Origin of the sequence: Lachnoclostridium sp. An131, from assembly GCF_002160825.1 — a bacterium.
Classification (GTDB): domain Bacteria; phylum Bacillota; class Clostridia; order Lachnospirales; family Lachnospiraceae; genus Laedolimicola.
The window spans coordinates 90396-103100 of sequence record NZ_NFLI01000012.1; the positions used below are offsets into that span (position 1 = coordinate 90396).

Below are 12705 nucleotides of genomic sequence, written 5' to 3' on the forward strand. Positions count from 1 at the left end.
CTTTTTAAATTTCCAGTTTTATTCCAGATATATAGATAAAATAATTTTTTATCTATTTTTTATACTTTTTTAAGATATTTTTCCCAAAATATCTGACTTCTCCCTTGACACAGGGTGCTATAATAGGACTGTAACAAGGAAACGAACACTTAACAATACCTGTTTGTTCTGCAAAGTGGAAGGCTGCTAAGCGATTCAGATTTTTGGAGGAAAAGATAAATGAATACTTTAAAAGCTGAAAAAAGAGACATGACAACAAAAGCCAAGAAGCTCAGACGAGAAGGATATGTAACGGGCGTAATCTACGGCCGTGAAATGAAAGAGTCCATTCCGCTTAAAATGGAGAAGCCTGCGGTAGAGCGGGTTCTCAAGACAGGCGGTAAGGGCAGTCAGGTGATGCTGGAAGTAGACGGCCAGACCTATGATGCTCTGATCAAAGAGATTGACTACGATTCTTTAAAGGGACAGCTTCTGGAGGTTGATTTCCAGGCGCTGGTAAGCAACGAAAAGGTACACTCTGTAGCCGAGATTATCCTTCTGAACCATGAAGCTGTTCAAGAGGGTGTCATCCAGCAGATGCTGCAGGAGGTTTCCTACCGGGCGCTGCCTGCAGATCTGGTAGACAAGATCAAAATAGATGTAAGCAGCATGAAAGTAGGCGATACCCTGAAGGTAGAAGATCTGGAAATTGCAAAGAATCCGGAAATTGATCTTCAGACACCTCTGGATGCGGCAGTTGCCACTGTCATTGAGGTCCGCACTGCTCCTGCCGAGGACGAAAGCGAGGAGGCTGCTGAAGCTTAACAGATTTCAGGCACCAAACATTCTTTATACGAAAGGGCATGGCCTTTTGCCAACGCCAGATAAGGAAGTATTTATGCAGGGGGTACGGTGTAACTCAGTAAAATGGGTTACACCGTACCTTTTTGTTATGCTGCAAAGCGGAAGTCCTGCGGATTTTCCTGTATTTCCTTCATCATAGCAAGGATTTCGTGTTCGGTAGGAATGTCTATCATGCGGTATCCGGATCGTACTGGCTATTTGCTATTCGCCGACCTTCCGAAGCAAAATACCACACACCACAACAGCGATTGCCAAAAGCAGCAGCAGCGGAAGCAGTGTTGCAAACTGGAAAGCAGATTCTGTCATCAGCCTGTATCCCCAGACTGCCGGAAATATCCTTCCTGCGGCTTCCAGTCCCTTGGGAAGCAGTTCGGCCGGGAACATAATCCCGGAAAGCATGATGGAGGGCAGAAATACCAGAATGGAAACCATGGAGGTTTTGGCCTGGTCTTTTACCGCCAGTCCAATCATACTTGCAATACTCAGCGACACTAGGATAAAAACCGCAAGCCAGATAAAGTATGCCCCAGGATTTTCCGGAATTGCGGCATCAAAGACAGGCGGCGCGGCAAGGTAAAGGAGCACACTCATGATAAACAAATGGACAAACGCCGAAAGATTTGTCAATACAAGACCAAGATACAGCGGAACGCCATTTGCTTTGTACACTTTTTTTATGTCTCCGCCGTAAATCTCGACCAGGGAGGGCGGCAGGCCAATCAGCGCTCCCATCGATACGCCAAATACCGTCATGGACTGAATCAGGGTTTTTCCTGCCTCTGGCATCACAGCTGTAAAAATGCCGCCCATAATTGCAAAAAATAAAAGCGGAACCGCATAGCAGGTAATGAGCAGGGTTTTGCTCCGTATATCCATCTTCCACTGCAGAGCTGCTCCATAGAAAAAGGCTTCCATTCATCCTTCCCCCTTTGCGATTTTCATAAAATGCTGCTCCAGAGAGCCGCGGTCTACTTTAATATCCGAAATGCTCACACCCTTTTCCCTGTACTGCACAAGCAGCGCAAGCAATGTTTCCCCGATATTCTCAGACGCATATTCCTCCGTTCCGGCTTCCGTCTGAACTGTAATACGGTAATGCTTCCCCACCCTTTCACCAAGCTGCAGGGGCGTGCCGATAAACGCAATCCGTCCTTCATTCAAAATGGCAATCCGGTCGCACAGGCTCTCTACCTCCGCCATGTCATGACTGGCCAGCACGATTGTCTTACCCTGCGCCTTCAGCTTCCGGATTTGGGCATGGAGCGAAACTCTGCCCTCCACGTCAAGCCCCGCAGTCGGCTCATCCAGGAAAAGAATATCCGGATCCCGGGTCAGTGCAAGAGCCAGATGAAGCCGCCTCTTTTGTCCTGTGGACAGCTGATAATACTGCTTCTTTGCAAGCTCACGGATTCCAAGAGCGTCCAGCATCCCGTCCGCCGGCACGGTTTTATTCCATTTGGAAAACAGTCTGACCGCTTCCATGGCCCTGATATGCTCCGGCATGGAAGCCGACTGCAGCTGAATCCCCGTTTTTCCATGGATGGACACACCGCCGCTGTCATAGCTTCTAAGCCCCTCCACACACTCCAGCGTCGTTGTTTTTCCCGCACCGTTCACACCGAGCAGTGCGAAAATTTCTCCCTGACGCACGCAGAAGTCCAGTCCCTTCAGCACAGTATGGCTTCCATAGCTTTTCTTTAATCCCCGGACCTGTATTGCATCCATCACTCTGCCCCTTCCTGAAACGGATCTGTTCCCAGTCTTGTAAAATAGACGTCCAGCGCCTGTTCCGCATAGCTGCCTGCAAGCTTCTGCTTTTCCTCCCATTTCGGACTGGCCTCTATCAGCTGTCCAAACTCCATCAGCCTGGGAAGCAGGCTCATATCACCACCGGTAAACTCCGTGATCATGGCCCAATATTCCTGCGCAAACTGCTGTCCCTCCCTGCTGTCTGCAGGAATCCCTGCCTCCCGGAGCCGCACAGCCTCATCCTGAAGCTGCAGAAAGCGCTTCATAAACACTTTCCCGCTCTCCTGATCAAACCGTCTGCGGATATGATCCAGGGTATCATTGTCAAAGTGTTTAATCAGCCAGTAGAAATCATTTTTCATCTGCAGGTTCACAATGATATCCGCATATTTTTTGAAGTCGACAGACTGCATCTGAAGCACCTCTTCCCGGAGTGTGTTAAGCTCTCTTAAGGACTCGGAAAGGCTTTCTATCTTCTGCCGGACCAGCCCGGCCTGCTCGGCCAGGATTTCTGCCACCTCTTCCGGAGTGTCAAGCGAAATCAGCCGGTTCCTGATATCGCTCAGGGAAAAGCCCAGATGCTTAAGCGACAGGATCTGATGAAGCTTCACCAAATCCTTATCTGTGTAGAGCCTGCGGCCGCCTTCGCTTACCGCGGACGGAGAAAGCAGGCCTTCCTTGTCATAATGCTGCAGGGTACGCACAGTCACGTTCATTTTTTTTGCGACCTCGCCCACAGTCATATAGCCCTCTGGTATGGCCCTGTATTTTTCCATTGCTGCATCACCTCTTAACAAAAGTATATCTCATTACGTTACGTCACAAGCAAGCCCTGATTTTTACCTGGACTTTAATTACTGCTTTCCTCATAAGATCCAGTAAGATTTTTTCAGGTGAACAGAACATTGAAATTGATAAAAACCCTGTCCGAAAGGATCCGAAGATCCCCCAGAATCCTTCCGTTTCTCTTCCTCCTGCTGATTCTCCTGCTTTGTGCAGCTTTTCTTTATCCGGCTCTGCGGGGAAAAAGGGGCCAGACGACAGACGAAGCCTTTCGAGCCTTTACAAACGAGCTTTTTCTGTCGAACGTCTCCTCCAATACGCTGACGCTGCACTATACTCTGGCAGATCCGGCGGCTGCAGGCGTAAAGAACGCTCCCGTCTCCTTCGGTGAATACTCCGTATCCGCAAAAAAGCGTTCTGCTGCCGCCTTGGAAAACACGCTGGAGGCTCTGTCTGAGTTTCCGAAGGAAGAATTATCTGCATCGAACCGCCTGACCTGGGACATTCTCCGGGTACAGCTTCAAAACGAACTGGCACTCTCAGAGTACCCCTATTACGAAGAGGTTTTAAGCCCGCTTCTTGGAACCCAGGCCCAGCTCCCTACCCTGCTGGCAGAATTCAGCTTTACGTCCCGGGAGGATATCGAGGATTATCTGGCTCTTCTGGAACAGCTTGACAGCTATTATGAAAGCCTGTTGGACTACGAGCGTGAAAAGGCTCAGAACGGCCTGTTCATGTCAGACGAGGCTGCAGACGCAGTGATCGCCGGGTGCCGGGATTTTATCTCCAATCCTGGGGAGCATTTTCTCCTTTCCTCTTTTGAGGAGCGTCTGGAACAGGCCGGCTTTTTGTCCGAGGAGGAGAAGAAGGCCTACATAGAAGCCAACCGTGCCCGCGTCGTCGGTCATGTGTTTCCCGCTTACGAGCTTTTGATCCGGGGACTGGAGGAGCTCAAGGGCAGCGGAGTGAACCCCTGCGGCCTCTGCTGCTATCCCGAAGGCGCAGACTACTACGAGGCTCTCGTCAACTGCACAGTCGGATCTGGCCGCAGCATGCAGGAGATCAAAGAACTGGTCGACGCGCAGATTCTGTCGGACACCCGGCTGATGGCAGATATTATCACTGAGAACCCCAGGCTTCTCACGCAGCTGTCCCGCTCTGTCGAATCCCAAAGCCCGGAAGCCATACTGGAAACGCTCCAGGAAAAAATCAAAAAGGAGTTCCCGGCAGTCAACCAGGCCTCCTGCACCGTGAAATACGTGCCCGCGTCCCTGGAAAATTACGTGAGCCCGGCCTTTTACCTGACACCGCCCCTGGATCAGATGAATGACCATGTCATCTACATCAACCAGGCTTCCGGCTATGACAACCTGACGCTCTTTACCACCCTGGCCCACGAGGGCTGGCCCGGCCATCTGTACCAGACCCTTTACGAAAGCTCCCTGGAGCTCGATCCGGTCCGGAATATTTTTTATTTCGGAGGCTATGTGGAGGGCTGGGCCACCTATGCCGAGCGGTATGCCTATCGCTTCACTTCGCTGGATTCCAGCTCTGCGGAGCTTCTGGCTGCCAATTCGTTTCTTCTCTTAGGCCTCTACGCCCGTTCTGATATCGGAATTCACTACGACGGATGGAAGCCGGAGGATCTGGCAGGATTCTTAGGAGGCTTCGGGATCCACAATGAAACTGTGCTGGACTCCATTTACCAGGCTATCGTACAAAATCCTGCCAATTATCTGAAATACTATCTGGGTGCGGCAGAGATTCTGGATCTGAAGGCAGAGGCTCAGGAAGCCTTTGGACATCACTTCACTGTCAAAGATTTTCATGAGTTTATTCTGTCAATCGGGCCCGCTCCGTTTTCCGTCATAAGGGATTATCTTTACGGCTGGACAGGAACAGACTGAAAAGTCCCGGGACCCAGGCGCATCCCGGGCCGCACAGCGGCGGGGCGCAAAAAAGCTTCCTTTCTGCGCCCCGCCGCCCGCTCCTTTTCCCTTTCCGGCCATTACCCAAAAGCTTTATCCTGTCATCATCCCGGCCAGAACAATGCTCGCCGCCACGCCCACCAGCGTCGCCAGCAGCGCCCCGGCCAGCGTATATCTTGTCTTTTTCACCTTCGCCGTCATAAAATACACGCTCATCGTATAAAAAATCGTCTCTGTACATCCCATCAAAATGGAGGTCGCAAGCCCCAGGTAGGAATCCGTTCCATATTCCTTAAAAATATCCAGGGCAAGCCCCGTAGCCGCCGAAGCAGAAAACATTCTCACAATCGTAAGCGGAACTAATTCTGAAGGAAAACGGACTAATTCTGTCACACTCCCCAGCGTTTCAGCCAAAAAATTCAGAAATCCGGACGCCCGCAGCACACCGACTGCCACCATAAGCCCTACAAGCGTAGGCATAATCTGAATTACCGTCTGAAAGCCGTCCTTCGCCCCCTTTACAAAGTCATCATAGATGGGGCGCCGGGCAAGGAGTCCATGGGCCACCACATAGAGAATCAGAAACGGAACCAGCATATCGGATATGTAGAGAAGAATCTGAATCACTGTTTCCACGGCTGCTTCCTCCCATCCATCAGTTTGCAGAAGATCACCGCTGCCACTGTGCTAAGCAGCGTAGCCGCTATAGAGGGCGCGATCACCGCTGCCGGATTTACGCTTCCGTACTGGCTCCGATAGGCGATGATGCTGACTGGTATCAGCTGCAGTGAAGAAATATTCAGAATCAAAAAGGTACACATCTCATTGCTGGCGGTTCCCTTCGGCACAGCCCTTCTTCCGCCCACCGGGCGGGCTTTTCGCTCCTCCTCCAGCCCCTTCAGCTCCTCCATGGCCTTCAGCCCCGCCGGCGTAGCTGCCCATCCCAGTCCAAATACATTTGCGATGATATTGGTTGTGATATATTCCCTGGCCTTGTGCCCTTTGGGAAGTCCCGGAAACATAAAGCTGATAAAGGGCTGAATCTTCTTTGTGGCACGTCCGATGACGCCGCTTTTCTGAGCAATTTCCATCAGGCCCACCCAGAGAGACATGACGCCCGTCATGGTGATGCATAAGGTCACAGCTTCTTTTGCAGAATCGATTGCCGCCGATGTGATTTCCGGAAGCCTTCCATGAAAAGCTCCATAGACAATGCCAAGCAGAAGCATGGCTCCCCACAGGTAATTTAACATACTGCAGATCCTTTTTATCTCATTTTTACAGTATATTTCCTGTGATTTTCTTCTATGTTCTGTTTTTCATCCCAGATTTTTGTCAGATTTTGTCTTTTTCTCTCCCCTGTTTTTTCTCTCATTTTACTATATATTCCTTTGTGACCCAAAATTATCAATTTTCCAAAATAAATTCTGCATATTTATTGAAATTTCTATTGGAATCTTGTCGGTTTTTTGTTATACTAGGGGTTATCAAGTGTTACCATCATATAAGGAGGAGAAGCAATGAAGAACACCGGAGTAGTCAGACGGCTGGATGAACTCGGACGTATCACGCTTCCAATGGAATTACGTAAAGTATTCGGCATTGAAGAACGCGATTCTCTCGAGATCTATGTTGAAGATGACAAAATTATTTTAAAGAAGTATGCACCGACGGATATTTTCACTGGAGAACGCGAAGATCTCATTGAATACCATGGCAAACTGGTTTCAAAGAAATCTATCGAAGAATTGGCGAAGAAAGCTGGTTTAATCTAATAAATATCCGCAAAGAAACCGGCAGCCATTAATTTTTTGATGGTTACCGGTTTTTCTTAACCATTCTTTTCCTCTGAAAGCAGCGCCTGGTAAATCTCTCTTCTTGACACGCCCCGGTCCCTGGCGGCCAGCCGCATGGCTTCCTTCCTTGCTATCCCCTGCGCCTCGTACATACTGACATGCTCCTCAGGCGTCATTTCTTTCCAGGCGTCCTGTTTTTCCTTTTGGAGCTCTTCCGCCGTTTTTCCCTCCAGCACAAGCACACATTCGCCCCGCGGTTCCTCCGTCTGATAATGTGCCAGAGCATTTTCCAGATCTGTCCGGAAGATTGTCTCATGCTTTTTTGTCAGCTCCCGGCAGACAGACATTCTGCGGTTTCCCAGAGTCTCCAAAAGCTCTTCCAGTGTCCGCACAAGTCTGTGGGGAGCCTCATAGAGCACAATGGTCCGTGTCTCGTCCTTCAATCCCTCCAGAACGGTCCGCCGCTCCCTTTTGTCCGAAGGCAGAAAGGCCTCAAATGCAAAACGCCGCGTGCCAAGGCCCGAAAGCGTCAGCGCAGTCACACAGGCGCAGGCTCCCGGAAGAGCCGTCACCGTAATTCCGGCTTCCGCACACATCTTTACCAGCTCTTCCCCCGGATCCGAAATTCCGGGCATCCCCGCATCTGTGATCAGAGCGATATTTTCCCCTTTCTGAAGGCGGGCTACCAGCTCTCTTCCTTTTTCAAACTTATTATATTCATGATAGCTGGTCATCGGCGTGTGAATCTCAAAATGATTCAGAAGCCGGATGCTGTTGCGCGTATCCTCCGCCGCAATCAGATCTGCTTCCTTCAGCACCCTGACAGCCCGAAAGGTCATATCCTCCAGATTTCCGATGGGAGTCGCACACAAATATAAGGTTCCCTGCATTTTTCTACTCCTGCTCTTCTTCCGCCGCGGACACAGGCGAAGCTCCCTCCTGAGCCTGGGACTTTTCCGCGGCCTCCTCGGCCGCTTTTGCTTCCTCCGGGCTCAGCAGCCCGTCCGCTGTATAGGAACACTTTGCGTTCCAGAGAAGCCACTCTGTGCAGCCGCTGTCGTAAACCGCCTGGATCTGCTGGCGCAGCTGCTCTGGGCCGTAATCCTGATACACGTCCAGCCAGGTCGCTGTAAAATCCTGAAGCCATGGCCGGACCTCCGCCTTTTTTGTCTCCTCCGGGATCCCCGCCAGGCTGTCTGCAGAAGCCTGAAGGGCGGCCCGTATGGTCTCATAGGGCTGCAGATCCGGATGCGCCAGTCCATATACCCCGTCATTGTAATGAGAAGGATAAATCATCGGGCAGATATAGTCCAGATGCTCCGCCATTGCCTGGTAATCCTGCCCTACAATCAGCGCATCCTCCTCATTGTCGATCACGGTGCCGAACACATCCGCCGACACCTTCACCCCAAGAGGAGAAAGGGTCTCATAAGCGAAAGCTGTAAATTCCGTAATCACATCCGTCTTGGACCTTTCCAGAGCCTCTTCCCCATAATCCGCTTCCTCGTCTGTAATCTCCGTCGGAAAACGGATATAGTCAAACTGTATCTCATCAAAACCGACAGAGGCTGCCTGCCTCGCCACAGCCATCAGATAATCCCAGACCTCACGGCGGTAAGGATTCACCCAGGCCAGCCCGTTCTTATCCACAAAGACGCCGCCGTCCCTTCTCTGAATGCAGAGATCCGGGCGCTTCGATGCCAGAAGAGGATCCTTAAACGCCACAATTCTGGCAATCAGATAGACATTCTTCTCTTTCAGCCTCTGTACCAGCCCCGGCAAATCTGTGATATAGTTCACATCCGCCCCCAGCTCCTGAACCATGGGCTCTTCCATCTTATATGTGACGATCCCCTCATCGTTTTTAATATCGATCACCATGGCGTTCAGCTCGCTGTCGTCCGCCAGCTGTATCAAGTTCTCCATATTGGCATGACCTGCAAAGGGGCCTGTCACATAAATTCCTTTCACTGGTCCCTGCTCCTTTGCCGCCTCCTCTGCAGCCTTCTTCAGCACCGCTTCCGTCGCCGCCATAAGCTGGCCGGAAGCGGTTCCCGGCTGTTCAGCCTCTGGGGACTCTGCCTGTTCACTCTCTGAATCTTCCGGCTGTTCAGCCTCTGCGCTTTCCGTCCGCACCTGCTGAATCTCCGAATCTATGGATTCGCTGCTTCCACAGCCTGCCGCCAGAAGGCCAAGCACCGGCAGAAGCCAAAGACCTGCCATCCATTTTTTCATTGCCCTTTTCCTCAAATTCTCTCCCCATCAATACCCGTAAATATCGTAGATTTCGTCCGTATAGACGCCGGGCTCCCGATACACAATCAGCGGCTTTTCTACAGTCATCCTTGGCCTGCCTCCCCGGCACGCCTCCAGAAGCACCATGTTCGGCTCCCGATCCACGTAAGGGTACACCAGCTGCATTCTCTTCGGCTCCAGCTTATATTTTCCCAGCGTCATGATAAGCTCTGCCAGACGGAAGGGCCTGTGCACCAGATAAAAACGGCCGCCGGGCTTCAAAAGCTTCGCGGTTTCCCTGGCGACATCCTCAAAGCTGCAGAGAATCTCATGGCGCGCAATCGCTTTGGGAAGCTCCGGATTCTTAAGGCCGTGCTGATCGGTCATATAGGGCGGATTGCAGGTAACTGCGTCAAAGGAGGCCGCCCCAAATATGGAAGCCGCCTCCCTGATATCGCCCTTCACGATGGAAATCGAATCTGTCAGGTCATTCAGCTCCACGCTGCGCCTTGCCATATCTGCGCTTTCTTCCTGAATCTCAAGACCTGTAAAATCTCTTCCCTTCGTCTTTCCACGCAGCAGAATCGGGATGATTCCCGTACCTGTTCCCAGATCCAGGACTCTCTCCCCCTCCTTCACCCTGGCGAAGCCAGAGAGAAGAACCGCGTCCATGCCGAAGCAGAACCGGCCGGGATTCTGAATGATCCGGTATCCGTTCCTCTGCAGCTCATCGAGCCGCTCTCCACTTTTCAGCTCAGTCATCATCCAGCTTTGATTTCCTCTCCTGCTTTTCCAGAGCCTCCAGCTTTTTCAGCTCCTTGTCAGAGACGCCGCCCTTTTCCTTCTTCTTTCTCGGGCGGAATTTCAGCTCTTCTACCGGATACTCCCGGATCTCCTTCTCATCCCCATCCAGGGTGACAAGCACCTTCACCTTCTGACGCAGCACGTTGACACTCTGAACCTCACCCTTCAGTCCATCGGCTGTGGTCACATGATCCCCGTTTCCAGGCAGGCGGCTGTTCAGCTCCTCATAGGTCTCCTGCTCGTGCTTCAGGCAGCACATCAGGCGCCCGCAGACACCGGAAATCTTTGTAGGATTCAAGGACAGGTTCTGCTCCTTGGCCATCTTAATAGATACCGGGACAAATTCTGATAGATGCGTATGGCAGCACAGGCTTCTTCCACAGATTCCTACGCCCCCCAGAATCTTTGTCTCGTCCCGGACTCCGATCTGGCGGAGCTCAATCCGGGTACGGAATACGCTTGCCAGATCCTTAACCAGCTCCCGGAAATCGATCCGCCCGTCTGCAGTAAAATAAAACAGCACCTTATTGTTGTCAAACGTATATTCTGCCTGAATCAGCTTCATCTCCAGGCCGTGCTTCCGAATCTTTTCCTGGCAGATACGGAAGGCTTCCTTCTCCTTCTGCCGGTTGGCCGCCTCCCTCGCGTCATCCTCCGCCGTCGCAATCCGGATCACCGGCTTTAAAGGCTGCACTATCTTCTTGTCATCTACCTCTTTTGTCCCGACCACGACGCTTCCATACTCCACGCCCCTGGCCGTCTCTACAATCACATGCTTCCCTCTCGGGATATTCAGCTTTCCGGGAGAAAAATAATAGATTTTTCCCGCAGTCCGGAATCTGACGCCTATGACTCTTTCCATACTAATTCTCCTTTATCGTCAGCATGAGAAGCTCAATCGTCAGCTCAAAGCTCACGTTTGCTTTGAGACGCGTCTTGGCCTTCTCCAATGCATTTAAAATATGCTCCAGCCCCTCATAGGAGCTCTTCGCCGCCTGGGCGCTGATATAATTGATCTCATCCGAGAATACAAGACCGTCAATCTGCCTGGTGGCTTTAAACAGCAGCACGTCGCGGTACCAGAGCGCCATCAGATCCAGATAATCGTCGATATCCTCCTTGTATTTGACTGCCTCCCGCACTGCCTCTGTGACCTCATAGATCTCCATGTCACGCAGATGGCGCATGAGGTGAATGACCTCGTCCCGAAGCTCCGCGAAATGCTCGGACTGCGCCAGACGCTTCGCTTTTCCTACGTTTCCTCTCGCAAAGGACGCGCACACATCTGCCTGATAATCAGGTACATGCAGCTCCTCCATCAGATACTTCCGAATCAGCTCCTCCTTCACCGGACGCAGCTTCAGCGTCACACACCGGGAAAGAATCGTCGGCAGAAAGCTCTGAGAATTCTCAGTCAGAAGCAGTATGATGCCATAAGCAGGCGGCTCCTCTATGGTTTTAAGCAGGGCGTTCTGCGCCTGCACCGTCATTTTTTCAGCCTCGTCCACAATATAGATTTTCCACGGGCTGCTGTAGGGACGGATCAGGATATCTCCGCACAGCTGATCCCGGATATCGTCTACGCCGATAGAATTTGGCTTTTCATGGGTCACGCGGATAATGTCCGGCTGATTCAGGCTTTCCGCCTGAATGCAGGAATGACATGTCCCACAGGCTTCTGTACCGCCTTTCTCGCACTGAAGGGTCTGGGCGAAAGCCGAAGCCAGAAGCATCTTCCCGGATCCTTCTTCTCCGTCCAGAATATAGGCGTGGGACACCTTATTCAGACGAATCGCATTCTGTAAATGTTCAATAATCTGTTCATGTCCAATGATTCCTGAAAATCCTGCCATATACTCTCCCCTCCTTTGTCTTAGTCTGCCTGCAGCGCAAAATCTCCGCTTCGCCGAGTCTGCGCCAGTTTCAGTATAACACAATTTTTTTAGAAAAAACAGTCTTTTTGCACTTACAGGCTGCTTCGGATAAAGGAAGTTATTTCCTCTATACATTCTTTCAAATCCCGGTTGCAAAACCGCTTTTCGATTCCGGCTGCCCGAATCCTCTCCTCTGAGAAATCCTCGCTGTCCGCAAGGAACCTTCGGCAGAGTTCCGCGTAGCGGGGCTGCTCCTGAGCCCGTTCCCGGTCAAGCGCCCGCTGCAGGCGCTCCCCGTCCTCCACCTCAATGTAGATGGGAACCACCCTGTCCGCTCCGTAATATTTCCGCACCGCCTGAAAAGACTCCAGCACACCCACCGTGATATAATTGTGCCGCTGCAGATCCGTCGCTTCCGTATCTGCGGTGAAATATTTCCAGACTCCATGAACCGTCTGATAGGCCCGAAGCTCTATCACCCTTCCCTCTGCCTCAAGGCGTAAAAGCCCCGCCTCGTCTGTAAAATGATACTGTACACCGGGCGTCTCTCCCGCACGCATCGGGCGCGTCGTATACAGCACCAGGGATTTAAGCTCCAGCTCCTCATTTTCCAGAAGACTCTGAAAAATCGTATCCTTTCCTGTGGAGCTTTTCCCGATAATATAAAATAATTTTCCCATTTCCTTGTCTCTC

14 protein-coding genes are annotated in these 12705 nt (G+C 51.4%); 3 read left to right on the top strand and 11 right to left on the bottom strand.

All coding sequences use genetic code 11. The features are described from left to right. The first annotated feature begins 219 nt into the window (after positions 1–219). Positions 220–804, top strand: coding sequence for a 50S ribosomal protein L25 (locus B5E77_RS11140; RefSeq protein WP_087165449.1), 585 nt, complete (start codon positions 220–222; stop codon positions 802–804). Positions 805–1044: 240 nt separating this feature from the next. Here the strand turns inward: B5E77_RS11140 and B5E77_RS11145 are convergent, their stop codons facing one another. The 3 genes from B5E77_RS11145 to B5E77_RS11155 are packed head-to-tail and all read right to left on the bottom strand — an operon-like array spanning position 1045 to position 3368. Then, positions 1045–1758 (bottom strand): ABC transporter permease, encoded by a 714-nt coding sequence (locus B5E77_RS11145; protein ID WP_087165450.1) that lies wholly within the window; start codon positions 1756–1758, stop codon positions 1045–1047. After that, on the bottom strand, positions 1759–2571 hold the full coding sequence (locus tag B5E77_RS11150; RefSeq protein WP_087165451.1) for an ABC transporter ATP-binding protein: 813 nt from the start codon (positions 2569–2571) through the stop codon (positions 1759–1761). Then, positions 2568–3368: a MerR family transcriptional regulator gene (locus tag B5E77_RS11155; protein ID WP_087165452.1), complete on the bottom strand. Its 801-nt coding sequence runs from the start codon at positions 3366–3368 to the stop codon at positions 2568–2570. Before B5E77_RS11155 ends, B5E77_RS11150 begins: the two co-directional genes overlap by 4 nt. A 129-nt stretch (positions 3369–3497) precedes the next feature. On the opposite strand from B5E77_RS11155, the gene B5E77_RS11160 reads away from it, so the two are divergent. Then, entirely contained in the window at positions 3498–5282 is a 1785-nt protein-coding gene (locus tag B5E77_RS11160; protein WP_162609687.1) for a DUF885 domain-containing protein, read from the top strand. Between the two features lie 114 nt (positions 5283–5396). On the opposite strand, the gene B5E77_RS11165 is transcribed toward B5E77_RS11160, so the two are convergent. Next, positions 5397–5927, bottom strand: a complete 531-nt coding sequence (locus B5E77_RS11165) for a spore maturation protein (protein ID WP_087165486.1) — start codon at positions 5925–5927, stop codon at positions 5397–5399. After that, positions 5927–6556 (bottom strand): nucleoside recognition protein, encoded by a 630-nt coding sequence (locus B5E77_RS11170; RefSeq protein WP_087165454.1) that lies wholly within the window; start codon positions 6554–6556, stop codon positions 5927–5929. Before B5E77_RS11170 ends, B5E77_RS11165 begins: the two co-directional genes overlap by 1 nt. Positions 6557–6823: 267 nt before the next feature. Between B5E77_RS11170 and B5E77_RS11175 the strand changes: the two genes are divergently transcribed. Continuing rightward, a complete protein-coding gene (locus tag B5E77_RS11175) occupies positions 6824–7078 on the top strand; it encodes an AbrB/MazE/SpoVT family DNA-binding domain-containing protein (RefSeq protein ID WP_087165455.1) in 255 nt (84 codons plus the stop codon). Positions 7079–7134: 56 nt separating this feature from the next. Here B5E77_RS11175 and rsmI read toward each other — a convergent pair whose 3' ends face one another. The 6 genes from rsmI to B5E77_RS11205 all read right to left on the bottom strand — a co-directional run bounded on the left by rsmI (position 7135) and on the right by B5E77_RS11205 (position 12692). Further along, on the bottom strand, positions 7135–7989 hold the full coding sequence (gene rsmI, locus B5E77_RS11180; protein ID WP_087165456.1) for a 16S rRNA (cytidine(1402)-2'-O)-methyltransferase: 855 nt from the start codon (positions 7987–7989) through the stop codon (positions 7135–7137). Positions 7990–7993: 4 nt separating this feature from the next. After that, a complete protein-coding gene (locus B5E77_RS11185; protein ID WP_087165457.1) occupies positions 7994–9334 on the bottom strand; it encodes a putative glycoside hydrolase in 1341 nt (446 codons plus the stop codon). A 27-nt stretch (positions 9335–9361) separates the two neighbouring features. After that, on the bottom strand, positions 9362–10099 hold the full coding sequence (locus B5E77_RS11190) for a tRNA1(Val) (adenine(37)-N6)-methyltransferase (protein ID WP_087165458.1): 738 nt from the start codon (positions 10097–10099) through the stop codon (positions 9362–9364). Next, positions 10089–11000, bottom strand: a complete 912-nt coding sequence (locus tag B5E77_RS11195) for a PSP1 domain-containing protein (RefSeq protein ID WP_087165459.1) — start codon at positions 10998–11000, stop codon at positions 10089–10091. Before B5E77_RS11195 ends, B5E77_RS11190 begins: the two co-directional genes overlap by 11 nt. A 1-nt stretch (position 11001) precedes the next feature. After that, positions 11002–11991 carry a DNA polymerase III subunit gene (locus tag B5E77_RS11200; protein ID WP_087165460.1) on the bottom strand — a complete coding sequence of 330 codons (990 nt, stop codon included), beginning with the start codon at positions 11989–11991 and terminating at the stop codon, positions 11002–11004. Between the two features lie 113 nt (positions 11992–12104). Beyond that, positions 12105–12692 carry a guanylate kinase gene (locus B5E77_RS11205; protein WP_087165461.1) on the bottom strand — a complete coding sequence of 196 codons (588 nt, stop codon included), beginning with the start codon at positions 12690–12692 and terminating at the stop codon, positions 12105–12107. Positions 12693–12705 lie beyond the last annotated feature (13 nt).

What these genes read in the sequence shown, in the direction of transcription:
- B5E77_RS11140 (WP_087165449.1), top strand. Translation starts at nt 220, where the DNA reads ATGAATACTTTAAAAGCTGAAAAAAGAGACATGACAACAAAAGCCAAG.
- B5E77_RS11145 (WP_087165450.1), bottom strand. Translation starts at nt 1,758, where the DNA reads ATGGAAGCCTTTTTCTATGGAGCAGCTCTGCAGTGGAAGATGGATATA.
- B5E77_RS11155 (WP_087165452.1), bottom strand. Translation starts at nt 3,368, where the DNA reads ATGGAAAAATACAGGGCCATACCAGAGGGCTATATGACTGTGGGCGAG.
- B5E77_RS11170 (WP_087165454.1), bottom strand. Translation starts at nt 6,556, where the DNA reads ATGTTAAATTACCTGTGGGGAGCCATGCTTCTGCTTGGCATTGTCTAT.
- B5E77_RS11175 (WP_087165455.1), top strand. Translation starts at nt 6,824, where the DNA reads ATGAAGAACACCGGAGTAGTCAGACGGCTGGATGAACTCGGACGTATC.
- rsmI (WP_087165456.1), bottom strand. Translation starts at nt 7,989, where the DNA reads ATGCAGGGAACCTTATATTTGTGTGCGACTCCCATCGGAAATCTGGAG.
- B5E77_RS11185 (WP_087165457.1), bottom strand. Translation starts at nt 9,334, where the DNA reads ATGAAAAAATGGATGGCAGGTCTTTGGCTTCTGCCGGTGCTTGGCCTT.
- B5E77_RS11190 (WP_087165458.1), bottom strand. Translation starts at nt 10,099, where the DNA reads ATGATGACTGAGCTGAAAAGTGGAGAGCGGCTCGATGAGCTGCAGAGG.
- B5E77_RS11195 (WP_087165459.1), bottom strand. Translation starts at nt 11,000, where the DNA reads ATGGAAAGAGTCATAGGCGTCAGATTCCGGACTGCGGGAAAAATCTAT.
- B5E77_RS11200 (WP_087165460.1), bottom strand. Translation starts at nt 11,991, where the DNA reads ATGGCAGGATTTTCAGGAATCATTGGACATGAACAGATTATTGAACAT.
- B5E77_RS11205 (WP_087165461.1), bottom strand. Translation starts at nt 12,692, where the DNA reads ATGGGAAAATTATTTTATATTATCGGGAAAAGCTCCACAGGAAAGGAT.